This is a genomic window from Streptomyces sp. cf386, from assembly GCF_900103585.1.
Taxonomy (GTDB): Bacteria; Actinomycetota; Actinomycetes; order Streptomycetales; family Streptomycetaceae; genus Streptomyces.
The window spans coordinates 778,737-798,077 of record NZ_FNHV01000002.1; the positions used below are offsets into that span (position 1 = coordinate 778,737).

Genomic DNA, 19,341 nt, shown 5'->3' on the forward strand with positions numbered 1-19,341 from the left:
GTCGCAGGTGGGTTATCCACAGGCGGCGGGCCACTCTCATGCCCAGCCGATAGTGTGGTCGCTCGTCCGAGACGCACCGCTGTCCCCTCGGGGCACAAGCGTCCACCGCAGTCCATCGAACCGGGGCCCGTACCTCGATGTCCGTGCACAGCCACCCGGCAGCCCATTCCGACTCCGCTGCCGCACCTGAGTTCCCGCGTCATGTGGTGACCGCCGTGCTCGTCGCCCACGACGGCGCGCGCTGGCTGCCCGACGCGCTCGCCGGGCTGCTCGGCCAGGAGCGCCCCGTCCAGTTCGCCGTGGCCGCCGACACCGGCAGCGCGGACCACTCCGCGCAGCTCGTCACCGACGCCCTCGGCGCCGACCGGGTACTGCACCTCGCCCGGCGCACCGGCTTCGGCCAGGCCGTCGAGGAGGCCAACCGCACCGCCCCCGTCCTCACCCCGGACGAGCTGAGCTATCTGAAGCGGCCGAGCGGCTGGGACCCCGTCACGCGCACGTGGCGCGACGACGCCTACGACATGCCCGAACTCCCCCACGGGGAGCCGGTGCAGTGGCTGTGGCTCCTGCACGACGACTGCGCCCCCGAACCCGACGCCCTGGCCCAGCTGCTGCGCGTCGTGGAGAACGAGTACGAACTGGGCCGCGACGACGTCGCCGTCGTGGGCCCCAAGCTGCGCGGCTGGTACGACCGCCGGCAGCTCCTCGAGGTCGGCGTCACCATTGCCAACTCCGGCCGCCGCTGGACCGGACTCGACCGCCGCGAACAGGACCAGGGCCAGCACGACCACGTCCGGTCCGTGCTGTCCGTGTCCACCGCCGGCATGCTGATCCGGCGCGACATCTTCGAGCAACTCGGCGGCTTCGACCGGCGACTGCCCCTGATGCGCGACGACGTCGACCTGTGCTGGCGCGCGACCGCCGCCGGCCACCGCGTCCTCATCGCCCCCGAGGCAGTCGTACGACACGCCGAGGCCGCCTCCCGCGAGCGCCGCGCCGTCGACTGCGTGGGCCGCACCGCCGCCTCCCCGCACAAGGTCGACAAGGCGGGCGCCGCCTACACCCTCCTGGTCAACACGCGTACGGCCGTGCTGCCCTGGGTGCTGCTGCGCCTCGTGCTCGGCACGGTCCTGCGGACCCTCGCCTACCTCGTGGGCAAGGTCCCCGGCCAGGCCCTCGACGAGATCCGTGGCCTCGTGGGCACGCTGCTGCGCCCCGAGCGGATCATCGCCGGGCGGCGCAGGCGTGGGAGCCCCGTGATCGACAAGGGCGAGCTGCGGGCGCTGTTCCCGCCGCCCGGCGCGACGGTGCGGGCCACCGTCGAACAGGTCGCGAGCAACCTCGTGGGCCGCTCCGACCCGGAGGCTGCCGCCGGCGCGGGCCGGCACGGCAGCGCCGTCGAGTCCGGACCCGGCGGCGACGACGCGGACTTCCTGGAGATAGAACAGTTCGCCCGCCTGAAGCGCATCGCCCGCAAGCCCGGCCCGGTGCTCTTCCTGGCGCTGCTGTTCGTCTCGCTGCTCGCCTGCCGTGAGCTCCTCGGCGGCGGCGCCCTCGCGGGTGGCGCGTTGCTGCCCGCCCCGGCCGACTCCGGCGAGCTGTGGTCCCGTTACCTGGACGCCTGGCAGCCCGTGGGCGCCGGTGGCACCCCGTCCGCGCCGCCGTACCTCGCGATCGTGGCGATGCTCGCCTCCACCCTGCTGGGCTCGACCGGGCTCGCGGTCACGATCCTCCTCGTCTGCTCGGTGCCGCTGGCCGGGGTCACGGCCTACTTCGCCTCCCGTCCGCTCGTCGAGTCCCGCCTCCTGCGCGCGTGGGCGGCCGTCGCCTACGCCTTCCTGCCCGCCGCCACCGGCGCCCTCGCCGGCGGCCGCATCGGCACCGCCGTACTCGCCGTCCTGCTGCCGCTCATCGCGCGCGCGGGCATCTCGGCGAGCGGCCTTGCGAACAGTTCCGGTGCGCGCGGCAGTTGGCGCGCCACCTGGGCGTACGCCTTGCTGCTGACGATCACCACGGCCTTCACGCCGATCGTCTGGCCGATCGCGCTGGTCCTCGGGCTCGGGCTGCTGGCCGTGCGCCGCACCGACATCACCGCGTACGGCCTGCGCTTCCTGGCCCAGTTCGGCGTGCCCCTGCTGGTGCTCGCGCCCTGGTCGCTGTCGCTGCTCCCGTTCGGGTTCTTTCGCGAGGCCGGGCTGGGGTACGGCTCGTCGTCCGCGTCCGCCCTGGATCTGCTCGGTGCCAGCCCCGGCGGGCCCGGCACCGTCAGCGGGCTCATGCTCATCGGTGTCGTACTGGCCGCGCTGGCCGCCCTGATGCGCTCCGAGCGCCAGTTCGGCATCTGGACGGCCTGGGCGGTCGCCCTGGTGGGCCTCGTCTTCGCGGCCCTCTCCAACAGCTCCACCTGGGCCGGCCCCGCGACCCTCGTCTACGGCATCGCCCTCCTGGCCGCCGCGCTGCTCGGCGCCGACGGGGCACGCTCGCGCGTGGCCGAGCAGAGCTTCGGCTGGCGCCAGCCGGTCGCCGCGCTGATCGCCTTCGCGGCCGCCGCTGGCCCGCTGCTCGTCGCCGCCGGCTGGATGCTCCGCGGCGCCGACGGCCCGCTGGAGCGGCGCGACCCCGTGCAGGTGCCCGCCTTCGTCGCCGAGGACAGCAACAACCGCGACCAGGCCCGCACCCTCGTCCTCGACAGCGAGTCCACGACCCAGGTCGGCTACATGCTCGTCCGCGGCTCCGGCGCCCGCCTCGGCGACGCCGAACTCGCCGCCGCCGACGGGGAGAACGCCAAGCTCGACAAGATCGTCGCCAACCTCGTCGCCGGCTCCGGCGCCGACCAGGCCGACCAGCTGGGCGCGTTCGCGGTGCGCTACGTCCTCGTCCACAAGGGCGCGCCCCGCGACGTCACGCGCGTGCTGGACGCCACGCCGGGACTGCAGCGGCTGAGTGAGCAGAACGGCAGCGCGCTGTGGCGGGTCGACCGTCAGGTGTCACGTGCGGCCATCGTCTCCGGTTCAGGCTCCGGGGCGGCGTCCGGTTCGGGTGAGCCCCAACCCGTTGCCGCCGGTCCCGTCGAGATCCACACCACGATTCCGAGTGGCGCCGAAGGGCGCGTCCTGCGCCTCGCCGACAGTGCCGGCGACGGCTGGACGGCCACCCTGGACGGCAGGCCGCTCACCGCGACCACGGTCGACGGCTGGGCCCAGGGCTTCGAACTCCCTTCCAGCGGCGGCAGGCTGGACGTCACCTACGACGACCCGATCGGCCACACCGCCTGGCTGTGGACCCAGGGATTCCTCGCCCTCGTCCTCGTCGTGATGGCTCTTCCGGGACGTCGCCGTGATGTCGACGACGACCTGCCCGAGGAGGAGACCGTCCCGGCCGAGGCAGTGGCCGGCGAGGGACGGCGGGCCCGTCGGCTCCGGGCCCAGGCCGAGGCCGAGGCCGAGGAGGCCGGTCAGGGAGGGGAGTTCCCGCCTCCTCCTTCGGAGGAGACCTCCGCGGCGATTCCGCACCAGCAGTCCTCGGGAGAGTGGGACACGCCCAGCTACGCGGGCGCCGAGTACGGCGGCTACGGCGGCGAGCAGTACCCGGGTGGCCAGCAGTACCCGGCGAACGGCGCCTACGACCAGACGTATCAGGCGGACCCGTACCAGGGCGGCCAGTACGACCCGTACGCATACGGCGGGCAGACCCAGGCAGGGGCGTACGACACGTCGTACGACGCCTCGTACGACCAGACGTACCAGCAGGGTTACGACGCCACGTACGACCCGGCGCAGCCGCATCCGCACGGCAGTGAGCGTTCCGACGGGAGCCAGCAGTGAACCGCACGACCCTGTCCCTGATCGCCGGTGTCACGGCCCTCGCGGCCATAACCGGGGTCGCGGCGCTCACGACCCCGGACGCGTCCGGGACGAACACCGCCAAGGCGGCCGCCGAACTGCCCGTGGAGCGTTCGAGCCTGGTGTGCCCGGCACCGAGCACCTCGGATCTCGCGGAGACGACGTACACGGCGTTCACGCCCGTCACGAAGGGGACGGGGAGCGCCGGGAAGGCGGAACTGAGGTCGGGGGCGGAGGAGCCGGATGCCGCGACGGACGCCAAGGGCAAGGAGACCGGCGCCGCGAACAAGACCGATAAGACGGCCAAGACCGACAAGTCCGTCCTGACGGGCAAGGAGCCGGGTGCGCCGGTCACCGAGGAAGCGTCCGGTTCGGACTCGCCGGCGCTCATCGGGACCGCCGACGGGAAGTTCGCGCCCGGCTGGACCGTGCAGGAGACCACGGAGGTCGTGGCGGGCACGGGGCGTGGGCTGCAGGGAGTCAACTGCACCGCGCCGGACACCGAGTTCTGGTTCCCGGGCGCCAGTACGGCGGTAGACCGCACGGACTACGTCCATCTCACCAACCCCGACGACTCCGCCGCCGTCGTCGACATCGAGCTGTACGGCAAGGACGGTGCCCTGGAGACCACGGTGGGGGAGGGGATCACGGTTCAGCCGCACTCCGGGGAGCCGATCCTGCTGTCGACGCTCACCAGTGAGAAGCAGGAGAACGTGACTGTGCACGTGACGGTGCGCAGTGGCCGGGTGGGCGCCTCGGTGCAGGCGCTGGACGACAAGCTCGGCGGGGACTGGCTGGCGGCGTCCGCCGACCCCGCGGGGACCCTGGTTGTGCCCGGCATTCCGAAGGACGCCAAGGCCGTGCGGCTGGTCGCCTTCACGCCGGGGGACGCGGATGCGGATCTCAAGGTGCGGCTCGCCTCGCCGTCCGGGGAGATCACCCCCGCCGGGAACGAGACGTTGCATGTCAAGGCCGGTATGACGAGTGCGGTGGATCTCGGGGACGTCATGCGGGGCGAGGCGGGGTCGCTGGTGCTGACGCCTACGGATCGGGCCGTGCCGGTGGTCGCGGCGGTGCGGGTGGTCCGTGGGGAGGGCGCCAAGCAGGAGACGGCGTTCATCCCGGCGAGCCGACCGGTCGGCACGCGCGCGACGGTGGTGGACAACAAGGCGAAGGGCACGACGCTGTCCCTTACGGCACCGTTCCGCTCGGCCGAGGTCAAGGTCACGGCGTCCGGGGGGAGCGACGGCGGTACGGCGGTGTCGAAGACGTACACGATCAAGTCCGGCACGACACAGGACGTGGAGGTGCCGGTGCCGAGCGGGTTGAAGGGCACTTATGCGCTGACCGTGGAGACCGTGTCGGGCGGGCCGGTGTACGGGGGACGGACGCTGGCGGCGACGGCGGAGGGCGTGCCGGGCTTCACGGTGCAGACGCTGCCGGACGATCGCGGGATGGTGGCTGTGCCGGAGGCGGACGAGGATCTGTCGGTGTTGCAGAAGTAGACCGTGGCTCGGCGCTGGTCAGGCATTTTCAGCCCGCCCGGCGTTCGAGGACGAGGCCCCTTCAGGGCCGAAGCGGGGTCTGGGGGCCTGCGGCCCCCAGCAGCGCCCGCACCCTGCCACGGCGCGCAGCCAAGCGACGACGTCAGCCGTCAATCCTCGCCGTAGCGGGGATCCACCGTCTCCGGCGTCAGCCCCAGCAGCTCGGCCACCTGCTCCACGACCACCTCGTGCACCAGCGCCGCTCGCTCCTCGCGGCCCTTCGTGCGGATCTCCACCGGGCGGCGATAGATGACCACCCGCGCCGGCCGCCCCTCGCGCGCGGGGATCGTGCCGCCGAGGGGGACCGCCTCGTCGTTCCAGGTGCGGCCGGGACCGTCCAGGCGGGGCACCTCGAGGACCAGGAAATCGATGTCGGCGAGCTGGGGCCAGCGGCGTTCGAGGCGCTCCACGGAGTCCTGCACCAGGTCGGCGAAGGCGTCGGCGCGGCTGGCGGCGAGGGGGACCTGGGGTGGTGCGATCGGGCCGCGCATGCCCCGCCCGTGGCGATCACGGCGGCGGGGCCCGGGGCCGACGGCACGGGGCGGTACGGGGGTGTCCATCACTGGTGAAGGGTAGTCCTCGTGACGGGTGCGTGTCCGTGCAGCGTGTGGCGGTGGGAGCGGTTCCCGTCCGTCGGTACGGCATGTCGGTGGATGACCATTCCAGCCAAGGTTGGGCTCGTTTCCGTATCTCTCCGAGACCGGTGAGATCAAGGCAATTGGCATGGTTTGTATGGGGTGATGACCGATTTCGAACGCGTTCGGGATCTCGGCAGCGGGCTTCCCCGCAGGTCAGCGGAGTGGGACGGAAGGGGCGTGTGGGGTGTTTCACAGCACGACACGGTGGGGTGACCTGGGGGAGAGTCGTCGCGGCCCGCTCAAGAGTGCGGTACCGTCCAACGTCGTGAGCCCTGTACGTCGCTGTTCGCGCACCGCTTGCGGCCGTCCGGCCGTAGCGACGCTGACGTACGTCTACGCCGACTCGACCGCGGTTCTCGGCCCGCTCGCCACCTACGCCGAACCCCACTGCTACGACCTGTGCGCCGAGCACTCCGAGCGTCTCACCGCCCCTCGGGGGTGGGAGGTCGTGCGGTTGCTGGACAGCTCGGCTCCGGCCCGTCCCAGCGGCGATGACCTGGAAGCGCTTGCCAACGCCGTGCGCGAGGCGGCCCGTCCGCAGGAGCGGGCGGCGCAGGCCGGCGGGGGTGGGGGCCGTGGCGCCGATCCGATGGAGGTCGCGCGGCGGGGACACCTGCGCGTCCTGCGGTCGCCCGACAACTGACCGTCGGTTTCCTCCGTTTGTGCGGTCGTTTCTTCGCTGCGCGTTTCGTTGAGTGATGCACAGGCATTGACGTGTAGTTGGCGCGGACACGACCATTCCGTATGCCGGAACGAGAAATCGCTTTCCGCATGGCGGAATCCGGGGAGGCGCCCGTGTACGTCCAGGAACTGGAACCCGTCGCCGATTCGCTCGGCCTGTCCGCACTCGTGGCCGCGCTGCCGTTGGTGATCGTCCTCGTCCTGCTGGGCGGGGTCAGGATGAAGGCGCATCTGGCGGGCCTCACGGGGCTTCTGGCGGCCGTTGCGGTCGCCTGGCTCGCGTACGGCATGCCGCTGGACCAGACGCTCTCCAGCGCCGCCCAGGGGGCCCTCTTCGGGCTCTTCCCCATCCTGTGGATCGTCGTCAACGCCCTGTGGGTGTACCGGATGACCGTCCGGACGCGCCATTTCGACATTCTCCGCCGGTCGTTCGGGCGGCTGTCCGACGATCCGCGCATCCAGGCGCTCGTCGTCGCCTTCTGCTTCGGGGCCCTGCTGGAGGCCCTCGCCGGGTTCGGGGCGCCCGTCGCGATCTGTTCGGTCATGCTGGTGGCGCTCGGATTCGAGCCGGTGCGGGCGGCGGTCGTCGCGCTGGTCGCCAACACCGCGCCCGTGGCCTTCGGGGCGATGGGCACGCCGGTGGTGACGCTGGCTCAGGTCACCGGGCTGCCGTTGGACGACGTGGCCTCCGTGGTGGGGCGTCAGACGCCGCTGCTGGCTCTGGTCGTGCCGCTGGTGCTCGTCGGGCTCGTGGACGGGCGGCGCGGGCTGCGGGAGACCTGGGTGCCTGCCGTCGTCTGCGGAGTCGCCTTCGCCGTCGCCCAGTTCGCCGCGTCCAACTACGTCTCCGCACAACTCGCCGACATCGGCGCCGCCTTGGCCGGTGCGGGCGCCCTGGTCGCCGTACCGCACGCGCGTGTGCCCGCCAACGAGGCCGTACGCGCGTCCGTGCTGACCGGAGCGCGCAGTGAGGACTTGGACGAGGTCGATCCGCCGAGGGAGGTCGTGCGCGCCTATTCGCCGTACGCACTGATCGTGCTGATCTTCTCCGTGGCGCAGATTCCCGTGGTCAAGGACTGGCTGGCCAAGGCGACCCAGACGTACGACTGGCCCTTCCTGAACGTCGCCAACCCCGACGGGGAGCCGGTCAGCGGCAATGTCTTCACCTGGCCGATCGTGTCCACCGGCGGCACGCTCGTGCTGCTCGCAGGGGTGGGCGCGGCGGTCGTCCTCGGGGTGCACGCGCGCGTGGCCGTCAAGGAATGGGCCGCGACCGTACACGAGTTGAGGTTCGCCATCCTCACCGTGACGTCCGTGCTCGCGCTCGCGTACGTCATGAACCTCTCCGGGCAGGCCGCCACCATCGGCTACTTCGTGGCGGCGGCCGGCGCCGGGCTGGCCTTCCTGTCGCCGGTGCTGGGCTGGTTCGGGGTGGCCGTCTCCGGCTCGGACACGTCCGCCAACGCCCTGTTCGGGGCATTGCAGGTGACGGCGGCTCGGGAATCGGGGCTGTCGCCGGAACTCCTGGCCGCCGCCAACAGTTCAGGTGGTGTGCTCGGCAAGATGATCTCGCCGCAGAACCTCACGATCGCGTGCGCGGCGGTCGGGCTCGCGGGGCGGGAGGGGGACCTGCTGCGGCGGGTGCTGCCGTGGAGTCTGGGCCTGCTGCTGGTGATGTGCCTGATCGTGGTCGGACAGAGTTCACCGGTGCTGGGCTGGATGCTGCCCTGACGTCCGTGCTGACCTGAGGTGACGGCTCGGGGTCCACTCAGCGGGCACACAGCGCACTGTCAGCCCGGGCGGGTAGTTTGGGGTGACCGACAGGACTTTCAGGAGGGTTGGCCGTGGCCGCTGATCTGTCACAGCTCGTGAAGGCGTACGACGTGCGCGGGGTCGTCCCCGACCAGTGGGGCGAGCCGCTGGCCGAACTCTTCGGGGCTGCCTTCGTGCAGGTGACCGGCGCGAGTGCGATCGTGATCGGGCACGACATGCGCCCCTCGTCCCCCGGCCTGTCCCGCGCCTTCGCACGCGGAGCCGCAGCCCAGGGCGTCGACGTCACCGAGATCGGCCTGTGCTCCACCGACCAGCTGTACTACGCCTCGGGTGCGCTGAACCTGCCGGGCGCGATGTTCACGGCTTCGCACAACCCGGCCCAGTACAACGGCATCAAGATGTGCCGAGCGGGCGCCGCCCCCGTCGGCCAGGACACCGGCCTCGCGCAGATTCGCGAACTCGTGGAGGGCTGGACGGAGTCCGGCGCCCCGGAGCCGACGGGGACGCCGGGCACGATCACACAGCGGGACACGTTGGAGGACTACGCGTCCCACCTCCGCTCCCTCGTCGACCTGACCTCCATCCGCCCCCTGAAGGTCGTCGTCGACGCGGGCAACGGCATGGGCGGCCACACGGTGCCGACGGTGTTCGCCGGCCTGCCCCTGACCCTCGTCCCGATGTACTTCGAGCTGGACGGTACCTTCCCGAACCACGAGGCGAACCCGCTGGACCCGGCGAACATCGTCGACCTCCAGAAGCGGGTCCGTGAGGAGTCCGCCGACCTCGGCATCGCCTTCGACGGCGACGCCGACCGCTGCTTCGTCGTCGACGAGCACGGTGCCCCGGTCTCCCCCTCCTCCATCACCGCCCTGGTCGCCTCCCGCGAGCTCGCCAAGCACGGCGGCAAGGGCACGATCATCCACAACCTGATCACGTCCTGGTCGGTCCCGGAGGTCGTCAAGGAGAACGGCGGCACCCCGGTCCGCACCCGCGTAGGCCACTCCTTCATCAAGGCCGAGATGGCCAAGACCGGCGCCATCTTCGGCGGCGAGCACTCCGCCCACTACTACTTCAAGGACTTCTGGAACGCCGACACGGGAATGCTGGCCGCCCTCCATGTCCTGGCGGCGTTGGGCGGCCAGGACGGCCCCCTCTCCGCCCTGGTCGCCCAGTACGACCGCTACACCGGCTCCGGCGAGATCAACTCCACAGTCGCCGACCAGACGGGCCGCCTGGCAGCCATCAAGGCCACGTACGAGGCCCAAGAGGGCGTGGAACTGGACGAACTCGACGGCCTGACCGTCACAGCCGCCGACTGGTGGTTCAACGTCCGCCCGTCCAACACGGAGCCCCTCCTGCGCCTGAACGCGGAGGCACGCGACGAGGCGACGATGGCGAAGGTACGGGACGAGGTGTTGGAGATCATCAGGGGCTGACACCACTGGGGGCGAGATCTCGACGCCGGTCCGGGCATCCCAGCCCGTCCGGCGTTTGAGGACGAGGCCCTTTCGGGGCCGATGCGGGGGTCTGGGGGCGGCAGCCCCCAGAAGGGGTGCCCGGGGTCGAAGGGGCGGAGCCCCTGGGGGATGGGACGGGTAGCGGCGGCGGGGGCGAATCCCGCCCTACGCGCCCCCTCACCCTCACCCACCCACCACCCCACCTCCTCCCGCCCAACCCCGGCACCCCGCCCCCACCGGCGGTACGCTGACCAGGCACATCCGCACACCCGCACGTACCGCGCCCACCCGCCCCAGAAAGGGACCGCTCATGCCGCTGGAAGCCGGCCTCCTGGAGATCCTCGCCTGCCCGGCCTGCCACGCCCCTCTCAAGGAGCAGGACACCGAGCTGATCTGCACCGGCCAGGCCTGCGGCCTGGCGTACCCCGTCCGCGACGGCATCCCGGTCCTGCTCGTCGACGAGGCCCGCCGCCCCGCATGACGCGAGGCCACGGCCACCGCGGTAAGGCGCCGCAGCCACCCGCGTAAGGACGCCGCGGCCACCGCCGTAGAGGCGCCACGGCCACCAGCGCGATAACGCCCCAGCCACTGGCGCCAGAACGCCATGGCCACCGCCGCAAAGACGACAGACCACCGCACACCCGCACCCGCAAACACATCCCCAAGACACCCGCCCCGCCCCCACCCACCCCGGCGATCGGAGGCTGTCGCCCATGCTCGACGAATCGCTCCTCGACACGCCGGAGGCGCTCGCCGAGGCCGACCAGCGCGCCCTGCTCCGCGGCGCAGCCGAAGCCGGCGCCCACGTCCGCACGGCCGCCCGGCACGCCGCCGAGGCCGGCGTCCACGACCTCAAGCCCGACGGCCGCCCCCGCGCCATCCTCATCGCGGGCCCTGGCGCCGCCGCCATGTGCGTCGCCGATCTCCTCGGCGCCCTCGTCGGCGTCACCAGCCCCGTCACCCGTCTGGCCCCCTCCGGCGTCGCCCCCGCTGCGGGCGCCCTGCGCTGGGAACTGCCCGGCTGGGCAGGCTCCGTGGACCTGCTGCTGATCGCCACACCCGACGGCACCGAGCCCGGCCTGGCCCTGCTCGCCGAGCAGGCCTACCGCCGCGGCTGCACGGTCGTCGCCGTGGCCCCCGCCCGCACCCCGCTCACCGAAGCGGTGCACAACAACCACGGCCTGTTCGTGCCGATGGCAACGGCCCCGTACGAGCAGGACACCCCCCTCGCCGCCTCCGCCCCCGGCGTCCTGTGGGCACTGCTCACCCCCCTCCTGGCGCTCCTGGACCGCACCGGCATGCTCACCGCCCCGCCCGAGGCCCTGGAGAAGGTCGCCGACCGCCTCGACCACATCGCCGAACGCTGCGGCCCCGCGATCGCGACCTACAGCAATCCCGCCAAGACCCTGGCCGCCGAACTCGCCGACTCGCTCCCGCTGATCTGGACCGAGGGTGCCTCCGCCGGCCCGGCCGGCCGCCGTTTCGCCGCCGCGCTCGCCGAACTCTCCGGCCACCCCTCCCTCGTCGCCGAACTGCCCGAGGCGCTCGCCGCGCACAACGCCCTGCTCGCCGGCCGGCTCGCGGGGAGCGCCGACCCGGACGACTTCTTCCGCGACCGGGTGGAGGAGACCCCCGCCCTGCACGCGCGCGTGGTGCTGTTGCGGGACCGCCCGATCGGCGGCATCACCGCCGCGCCCGCCGCCCGCGACCTGGCCCTGAGCCACGACACGCCGATCAGCGAACTGGAGCCGGAGGCCGGCGGCGAACTGGAGACCCTCGCGGAACTGATCGCCATCACGGATTTCGCCGCCGTTTACCTGGCGCTCGCCTCGGGAGCCTGATCTATCCGAGGGGGCCCGGACAGCCGTACGTACGAGAAACCGTCGTACGAACGGCAGTCGTACGCAGGGCCAACCCGCGTCCCACACCGCAGAACCGGCAGAGCACCCGCCCGCCCCGCGCACAGAGAGCAGGCAGACAACCGCATGGACCGCCTCGACAACACCGTCCGCCCCTACGCCTGGGGTTCCAGCACCGCCATCCCGAAGCTCCTCGGAGTCGAGCCGACCGGCGAACCGCAGGCGGAGATGTGGATGGGCGCACACCCGGGCGCACCCTCGCGCACCGAGCGCGGCACGCTCGGCGAGGTCATCGAGGCGGACCCGGAGGGCGAACTGGGCGCCACGGCCGTGGCGAAGTTCGGCCCCCGCCTGCCCTTCCTCCTCAAGATCCTCGCCGCCGGCGCCCCGCTCTCCCTCCAGGTGCACCCCAACCTGGCGCAGGCGAAGGAGGGTTACGAGGACGAGGAGCGCCGCGGCATCCCCGTGGACGCCGGCCACCGCAACTACAAGGACGCCAACCACAAGCCCGAACTGATCTGCGCGCTCACCGAGTTCGACGGCCTGTGCGGCTTCCGCGCCCCCGTCGAAGCCGCCGACCTGCTCGACGGCCTCGGCGTCGACTCCCTCAAGCCGTACGTCGACCTGCTGCACGCCCACCCCGAGGACGCGGCCCTGCGCGAGGTGCTCACCGCGATCCTCAGCGCCGACCCGGACGAGATGGCCCACACCGTCACCGAGGCCGCGGCCGCCTGCACCCGCCTCGGCGGCGACTACACCCCGTACGCCGACATCGCCCACCACTACCCGGGCGACCCCGGCGTCATCGCCGCGATGCTCCTCAACTACGTCCGCCTGCAGCCCGGCGAGGCCCTGTTCCTCGGCGCCGGCATCCCGCACGCCTACCTGAGCGGCCTCGGCGTCGAGATCATGGCCAACTCCGACAACGTCCTGCGCTGCGGACTGACCCCCAAGCACGTCGACGTCCCCGAACTCCTGCGCGTCGTCCGCTTCGAGGCGGGTGATGCGGGCGTGCTGCGCCCCGAGGCCGCCCCGGACGGCGAGGAGGTCTACGAGACCCCGATCGACGAGTTCCGGCTGTCCCGGTACGTCCTCCCGGAGGGCACCGCCGCCCACGACCTCACCCGCGCGACCCCGCAGATCCTGCTCTGCACGGCGGGTTCCGTCCGCGCCGGGGAGCACGACCTGACGCCGGGCCGGTCCGTCTTCGTACCGGCGGGCGAAAAGGCCGAAGTGTCCGGGGTCGGTACGGTCTTCAGGGCCACGGTCGTCGCCTGACCGAGGGCATTCGACGACCCGGCACGCCGTTGTCGGACCGGGCTGCAACAATGGCCCACCGGCAAAGGACGGGCAAAGCCGAACGGGGGCCGCAGGCTCCCTCAGCGACGCCCTGAACGGCGTACGTACGAAGGCCGAAGGCCCCGAAGGTTACGCGGGCTCCGCAGGCCACGAAGGCTCCGAAGGTGAAGGGACAACGCGACACATGAGCGCGTCAGGCGGTACCAAGGCGATCGTGGCGGCACTCGCCGCCAACCTCGCGATCGCGGCATCGAAATTCGTGGCGTTCGCGTTCAGCGGCTCGTCGTCGATGCTCGCCGAGGGCGTGCACTCGCTCGCCGACTCCGGCAACCAGGCCCTGCTGCTGGTCGGCGGCAAGAAGGCCAAGCGCGAGGCGACCCCGCAACACCCCTTCGGGTACGGCCGCGAGCGCTACATCTACGCCTTCCTCGTCTCGATCATCCTGTTCTCGGTCGGCGGCATGTTCGCCCTCTACGAGGGCTACGAGAAGATCAAGCACCCGCACGAGATCGAGCACTGGTACTGGCCGGTCGGCGTCCTCGTCTTCGCGATCATCGCCGAGACCTTCTCCTTCCGGACGGCCATCAAGGAGTCCAACGTCCTGCGGGGCCAGAAGTCCTGGAAGGAGTTCGTCCGCCACGCCAAGGCCCCCGAGCTGCCGGTCGTCCTGCTGGAGGACCTCGGCGCGCTGGTCGGTCTGGTCCTCGCCCTGGGCGGCGTCGGCCTGGCCCTGATCACCGGCGACGGCGTCTGGGACGGCATCGGCACCGTCTGCATCGGCATCCTGCTCGTCCTGATCGCGGTCGTCCTGGCCATCGAGACCAAGTCGCTGCTGCTCGGTGAGTCCGCGGGCGTCGAGGAGGTCCAGAAGATCGAGGCCGCCGTCGTCGACGGCGACGCGGTCACCCGCATCATCCACATGCGCACGCTGCACATCGGCCCCGAGGAACTCCTGGTCGCCGCCAAGATCGCCGTCCGACGCGAGGCCACGGCCACCGAGGTCGCCTCCGCCATCGACGCCGCCGAGTCCCGCATCCGCGAGGCCGTCCCGATCGCCCGCGTCATCTACCTCGAGCCCGACATCTACAGCGAGGCCGAGGCAGCCAAGGGCGCCGACCCCGAGGCGACGCCCGGGGGACCGGCGTCACCTGACGCCGAGCACTGACATCCCGTACGACAGATTCCTGTACGACAGCTCTCCGTAGGGCAGTTGTCCGTACGACGACGGGGCCCGCCGAGTCGATCGGCGGGCCCCGTCGTGTATCCCTTGCCCTCACGCACCCGCTGGCAGCGGATCCGTCACCAGCGCTCCGGCCACAAGGCAATCTGTGTCGCCGGCCGCCGCCGAACTCTCCGTGCCGTGATCCCGAAGACGAGCCCGATGAGCGCGAGAAGGAGCCCGAGCAGTGTGGCCGCGGCGAGCAGCAGCGGCATCGCATGGCTGTCGGTCACCCGGGCCATGACCGCACCGACGGGCACCGTCCCGGCGTGGTCCTCCTCGAAGAACCGGGAGTCGAGCGAGTTCTGACGGTGATCGCCGAGCAGGAACAGCCGACCTTCGGGCACCGACACGTCGTACGGGCGGTGCATCCCGTCGGCGATGCCGCCCTTCACATACGGCTCGCTGAGCGGCTTCCCGTTGACGGTGATCCGCTCCCGCGCGGTGTCCGTACCCTCGCAGCAGACGACACGGTCGCCGCCGACGCCGATGACGCGCTGCATGACGGCCGACTCGCCATAGCGCTCCGGCGCCGTGTACAGCACCAAGTCGCCCCGCTCCACCTCGTCCCCGCCGACGCGCTCGGCGACGATCCGGTCGCCGACGTCGTACGTAGGCCTCATGCTCTCGCTCGACACGCTGGACAGCACAAAGCCCGTCCGCAGCCACAGCACGGACGCGATCACGAGCACCAGCCCCAACGGGCCCATCACCCACGCCGTGACCGCGAATCTTCGCGCCTGCTCCATCAGCACTCCCTCCCCAGGCGGACTCCCAGACGGAATGCCCGCGGCGGCAGAGGTTAGCGGCGATCAGTGAACTGTCGATGCGGGCCCACGGCCCGATGGCCGCGGGCCCGCACTGCGGCTACCGCTCCTCGACGTCCCTCGCCCCGGCTACCGGATCTCGCTCAGCACACCGAGCACGGCGGACTCGTCCCCGGCCGTCAGCAGCCTCTCCCGGAAGCCCGGGTCCATCAACTTCCGCGACAGCAGCGCCAGAATGCGCAGATGCTCGTCGCCGGCGGCGGCCTCGGGTACGGCGATCATGAACACCAGCCTCGCCTTCGTACCGTCCAGCGAGCCCCACTCGACGCCCTCTGCCGACCGCGCGAAACCGACGACCGGCGCGGTCACCGCATCCGTCTTGGCATGCGGAATCGCGATCTCCTCACCGAGCCCGGTCGTCCCCTGTGCCTCCCGCCGAAGCGCGGTCGCCACGAGCTCGTCCACGTCCGCGACCTTGCCGGTACGCGCGAGCAGCCCGGCCAGCTCCCGGATCGCGGACTCCTTGTCGGCGGCGTCGAGTTCGACCTTCACGGTCGGCTCGGTGAGATAGCCGGAGAGGACCTCGTCCGGGACCTCACCGGCATCGGCCGTGTCGACCGCCTCCGCCTCAGGAACACCCCGCTGCGCTACGACGCCCCCGGCATCCGGCGTTTCGCCGATGGCCCCGCCCTTCGGGCTCTCTCCGACGGCCCCGGCACCCGGCGCTCCGCCGACAGCACCAGCAGGCGGCACAGCGCTGACGGCACCGGCCCCCGCCACTCCGACCCCCGCCCCGACCAACGCGGGCGTGTGCACGAGCCCGGCCGTACCCGCACCGGCGACCGCCTCCCCGCGCCGCCTGCGCTCACTCAGGTCGACCAGGGCGACGGTGGTCAGCGCGGTGACCACCGAGCCGATCACCACGGCCACGAAGAACATCGGCACCCCGCTCACCGCACCCAGCACGGCCACGATCGGCCCGCCGTGCGGCACCGCGTCCTCGACGCCGGCGACTCCGGCGATCGCACCGGCGACCGCGCCGCCCAACATGTTGGCGGGGATGACCTGCGCCGGCCGCGCCGCCGCGAACGGGATCGCGCCCTCGGAGATGCCGAAGCAGCCCATGAACAGCGAGGCGAGGCCGGTCTCCCGCTCCTGCTCGGTGTACAGCCGCTTGCGTATCAGCGTGGCCAGGCCCTGCCCGAGCGGCATGACCGGGATCGCGGCCGCGCACATGCCCATGACCGTCTGGTTGCCGGTCGCGATGAGCCCGGCGCCGAACAGGAACGCCGTCTTGTTGACCGGCCCGCCCATGTCGAACGCGATCATGAGCCCGAGGACCGTGCCGAGCAGGATCGCGCTCGTACCGGTCATCCCGCTCAGCCAACTGGTCAGATGCTCGAACACCCAGGAGATCGGCTTGCCGACGACGTAGACGAAGAACAGCCCGAGCGCAGTGGTCGCCACGATCGGGATCACGATGATCGGCATGATCGGCTGCACGAACTTCGGGACCTTGACCTTCTTGATCCACAACACCAGATACCCGGCGAGGAACCCGGTCACGATCGCCCCGATGAACCCGGCGCCCGCCTTGGAGTCGTACAGCTCACCGGTGTTGGCGATCCAGCCACCGATCATGCCCGGCACGAGCGCGGGCCGATCCCCAATCGCATACGCGATGTAACCGGACAGAATCGGCACCATCAGCGTGAAGCCGATGACGCCGATGTTGTTCACGTCCATCCAGAAGGAGTCCTTCGGGATGACCAGCCCGCCCGACGGATCCGTGTGCCCACCGAGCGACAGCGAGATCGCGATCAGCAGCCCGCCGACCACGACGAACGGGATCATGTAACTGACCCCGTTCATCAGCGCCTTGTACCCGACGCTCCGCTCCTTGCCACCGGCCGACGGAGCGGTGGGTGTGCCCCCTGCCGTGTGCACGGGCGCCGACAGCACCCGCTCGATCAGCTGCTCGGGGTGCCGAATGCCCTCGGCCACCCCGACCGTGAGAACCCGCTTGCCCGCGAAACGGCTCAGGTCCACGTCCTTGTCCGCGGCGATGATGACGCCGTCCGCGGTGTTGACATCGTTGTCATCGAGGACGTTTTCAGCCCCGATTGATCCCTGGGTCTCCACCTTCATGTCGATACCGCGGCTCTCGGCGGCCTGCGCGAGCTTCTCCGCCGCCATGTAGGTGTGCGCGATGCCGGTCGGGCACGCGGTCACCGCGAGGAGCTTCAACCGCTTCTGCTCGCCACTGCCGCCGCCCGTGGGGGGAGGGCCGGCCGGACTGGTCACATCGATCTCCTAACGCCTTTGTCATGCGGAGTCGCCGTCCCGGACGCCCCGCAAGATCGATCAGTTGTTCAGATCTCCCGGGCATCCTGCACCACCTCGCCGCAGACTCAAAGGCGCAAAGATCCCCAATCATCCCGGTACGCCGCCTCCTGTCGACCGTTCGTTGGTGTCCTGTTATCGCTCCCGCCCACCACCCCCACACCCACCGGTCCTCCCACCGGTCCTCCCGCCGTCCTCCCACCCGTCCCCCCACCTGCCGCCCGTCCATGACAGACCTCGCCGCCCCACCCGCCCCGAGCCCTTTGATGGCGCGATCTGTTCGTAGGCGGACTGGGGGCGGCCGGACCTCCCGGTGTAGCTTGGGACAGAGCCAGACGTCGCTGCTGATGGCGGTCGGGCGGTCCCGACACGGACCGACCGAGGGAGAGAGGGCCTCCGACGGACTGCGCTGCGCGTACGCGGGCATGCCTGTGTCCTCTTCGGGCACCCCGGTGTCCGCCGCCGCGCAGACCAGCCGTACCCACCCTCGACCCAACCCCCGAGGAGCAGCTCGCAATGACGACTGTCGAGAACCGACAGGACTTCAAGGTCGCCGACCTCTCCCTGGCCGAGTTCGGCCGCAAGGAGATCACCCTCGCCGAGCATGAGATGCCCGGCCTGATGGCGATCCGCAGGGAGTACGCCGAGACGCAGCCGCTGGCCGGCGCCCGCGTCACCGGTTCCCTGCACATGACCGTGCAGACCGCGGTCCTGATCGAGACCTTGGTCGCCCTGGGCGCCGAGGTCCGCTGGGCCTCCTGCAACATCTTCTCCACCCAGGACCACGCGGCCGCCGCCATCGCCGTCGGCCCGAACGGCACGGTGGACAACCCGCAGGGCGTCCCGGTCTTCGCCTGGAAGGGCGAGACTCTGGAGGAGTACTGGTGGTGCACGGAGCAGGCGCTGACCTGGCCGAACACGCCCACCGGCGGTCCGAACATGATCCTGGACGACGGCGGTGACGCCACCCTCCTCGTCCACAAGGGCGTCGAGTACGAGAAGGACGGCAAGGTCCCCTCGGTCGACACCGCCGAGTCCGACGAGCACCGCGTCATCCTCGAACTCCTGCACCGCACCATCACGGACGGCTCGCAGAAGTGGACCCAGCTGGCCTCCGAGATCCGGGGTGTGACGGAGGAGACCACGACCGGTGTCCACCGTCTGTACGAGATGCAGCGCGACGGCGATCTGCTGTTCCCGGCGATCAATGTGAACGACGCCGTGACGAAGTCGAAGTTCGACAACAAGTACGGCTGCCGGCACTCGCTGATCGACGGCATCAACCGTGCCACCGATGTCCTGATCGGCGGGAAGACCGCGGTGGTCTGCGGGTACGGCGATGTGGGCAAGGGCTGCGCGGAGTCCCTGCGCGGGCAGGGTGCCCGGGTGATCGTGACCGAGATCGACCCGATCTGCGCGCTGCAGGCGGCGATGGACGGCTACCAGGTCACGACGCTGGACGAGGTCGTCGACCAGGCCGACATCTTCATCACCACGACCGGCAACAAGGACATCATCATGGCCTCGGACATGGCCAGGATGAAGCACCAGGCGATCGTCGGGAACATCGGCCACTTCGACAACGAGATCGACATGGCCGGTCTCGCGAAGATCGACGGCATCGTCAAGGACGAGGTCAAGCCGCAGGTCCACACCTGGAAGTTCCCCGACGGCAAGGTGATCATCGTGCTGTCCGAGGGCCGCCTGCTGAACCTGGGCAACGCCACCGGTCACCCGTCGTTCGTGATGTCGAACTCGTTCGCGGACCAGACGCTGGCCCAGATCGAGCTGTTCACCAAGCAGCCCGAGTACCCGATCGGTGTGTACACGCTGCCCAAGCACCTGGACGAGAAGGTCGCCCGTCTCCACCTGGACGCGCTCGGCGTGAAGCTGACCCAGCTCCGCCCCGAGCAGGCCGC

13 protein-coding genes are annotated in these 19,341 nt (G+C 71.2%); 10 read left to right on the forward strand and 3 right to left on the reverse strand.

Going from position 1 to position 19,341, the window contains the following annotated elements; genetic code table 11:
• Positions 1 to 137 precede the first annotated feature (137 nt).
• A complete protein-coding gene (locus tag BLU79_RS07825; RefSeq protein ID WP_093904851.1) occupies positions 138 to 3,824 on the forward strand; it encodes a glycosyltransferase family 2 protein in 3,687 nt (1,228 codons plus the stop codon).
• Entirely contained in the window at positions 3,821 to 5,347 is a 1,527-nt protein-coding gene (locus tag BLU79_RS07830) for a DUF5719 family protein (protein ID WP_093904852.1), read from the forward strand. The genes BLU79_RS07825 and BLU79_RS07830 overlap by 4 nt, the downstream gene beginning before the upstream one ends.
• Positions 5,348 to 5,496: 149 nt before the next feature.
• On the opposite strand, the gene BLU79_RS07835 is transcribed toward BLU79_RS07830, so the two are convergent.
• The gene (locus BLU79_RS07835) at positions 5,497 to 5,946 is read right to left on the reverse strand and encodes a metallopeptidase family protein (RefSeq protein ID WP_093904853.1); all 450 of its coding nucleotides are present in this window, start codon (positions 5,944 to 5,946) and stop codon (positions 5,497 to 5,499) included.
• A gap of 343 nt (positions 5,947 to 6,289) precedes the next feature.
• On the opposite strand from BLU79_RS07835, the gene BLU79_RS07840 reads away from it, so the two are divergent.
• From BLU79_RS07840 to BLU79_RS07870, 7 genes are all read left to right on the forward strand, one after another.
• On the forward strand, positions 6,290 to 6,667 hold the full coding sequence (locus BLU79_RS07840) for a DUF3499 domain-containing protein (RefSeq protein ID WP_256333189.1): 378 nt from the start codon (positions 6,290 to 6,292) through the stop codon (positions 6,665 to 6,667).
• 152 nt (positions 6,668 to 6,819) lie between these two features.
• Positions 6,820 to 8,436, forward strand: a complete 1,617-nt coding sequence (locus BLU79_RS07845; protein ID WP_093904939.1) for an L-lactate permease — start codon at positions 6,820 to 6,822, stop codon at positions 8,434 to 8,436.
• 113 nt (positions 8,437 to 8,549) lie between these two features.
• Positions 8,550 to 9,914 (forward strand): phosphomannomutase/phosphoglucomutase, encoded by a 1,365-nt coding sequence (locus BLU79_RS07850; protein WP_093904854.1) that lies wholly within the window; start codon positions 8,550 to 8,552, stop codon positions 9,912 to 9,914.
• Positions 9,915 to 10,245: 331 nt separating this feature from the next.
• Positions 10,246 to 10,416 (forward strand): Trm112 family protein, encoded by a 171-nt coding sequence (locus tag BLU79_RS07855; protein WP_093904855.1) that lies wholly within the window; start codon positions 10,246 to 10,248, stop codon positions 10,414 to 10,416.
• 232 nt (positions 10,417 to 10,648) lie between these two features.
• The gene (locus BLU79_RS07860; RefSeq protein WP_093904856.1) at positions 10,649 to 11,776 is read left to right on the forward strand and encodes an SIS domain-containing protein; all 1,128 of its coding nucleotides are present in this window, start codon (positions 10,649 to 10,651) and stop codon (positions 11,774 to 11,776) included.
• A 144-nt stretch (positions 11,777 to 11,920) separates the two neighbouring features.
• A complete protein-coding gene (manA, locus tag BLU79_RS07865) occupies positions 11,921 to 13,072 on the forward strand; it encodes a mannose-6-phosphate isomerase, class I (RefSeq protein WP_093904857.1) in 1,152 nt (383 codons plus the stop codon).
• Between the two features lie 205 nt (positions 13,073 to 13,277).
• Positions 13,278 to 14,258: a cation diffusion facilitator family transporter gene (locus tag BLU79_RS07870; protein WP_093904858.1), complete on the forward strand. Its 981-nt coding sequence runs from the start codon at positions 13,278 to 13,280 to the stop codon at positions 14,256 to 14,258.
• Positions 14,259 to 14,392: 134 nt separating this feature from the next.
• On the opposite strand, the gene lepB is transcribed toward BLU79_RS07870, so the two are convergent.
• Together lepB and BLU79_RS07880 are read right to left on the reverse strand one after the other, a co-directional pair.
• A complete protein-coding gene (gene lepB / locus BLU79_RS07875; RefSeq protein WP_093904859.1) occupies positions 14,393 to 15,061 on the reverse strand; it encodes a signal peptidase I in 669 nt (222 codons plus the stop codon).
• 147 nt (positions 15,062 to 15,208) lie between these two features.
• Positions 15,209 to 17,383: a fructose-specific PTS transporter subunit EIIC gene (locus BLU79_RS07880; protein WP_093904860.1), complete on the reverse strand. Its 2,175-nt coding sequence runs from the start codon at positions 17,381 to 17,383 to the stop codon at positions 15,209 to 15,211.
• A 555-nt stretch (positions 17,384 to 17,938) separates the two neighbouring features.
• Here BLU79_RS07880 and ahcY point away from each other — a divergent pair.
• On the forward strand, positions 17,939 to 19,341 hold a 1,403-nt coding region (gene ahcY / locus BLU79_RS07885; RefSeq protein WP_093904940.1), incomplete at its 3' end, for an adenosylhomocysteinase.

Bases quoted from the DNA above. Each gene is read 5' to 3' on its own strand.
- manA (WP_093904857.1), top strand. From the start codon at position 11,921: ATGGACCGCCTCGACAACACCGTCCGCCCCTACGCCTGGGGTTCCAGC.
- lepB (WP_093904859.1), bottom strand. From the start codon at position 15,061: ATGGAGCAGGCGCGAAGATTCGCGGTCACGGCGTGGGTGATGGGCCCG.
- BLU79_RS07855 (WP_093904855.1), top strand. From the start codon at position 10,246: ATGCCGCTGGAAGCCGGCCTCCTGGAGATCCTCGCCTGCCCGGCCTGC.
- BLU79_RS07860 (WP_093904856.1), top strand. From the start codon at position 10,649: ATGCTCGACGAATCGCTCCTCGACACGCCGGAGGCGCTCGCCGAGGCC.
- BLU79_RS07835 (WP_093904853.1), bottom strand. From the start codon at position 5,946: ATGGACACCCCCGTACCGCCCCGTGCCGTCGGCCCCGGGCCCCGCCGC.
- BLU79_RS07870 (WP_093904858.1), top strand. From the start codon at position 13,278: ATGAGCGCGTCAGGCGGTACCAAGGCGATCGTGGCGGCACTCGCCGCC.
- BLU79_RS07825 (WP_093904851.1), top strand. From the start codon at position 138: ATGTCCGTGCACAGCCACCCGGCAGCCCATTCCGACTCCGCTGCCGCA.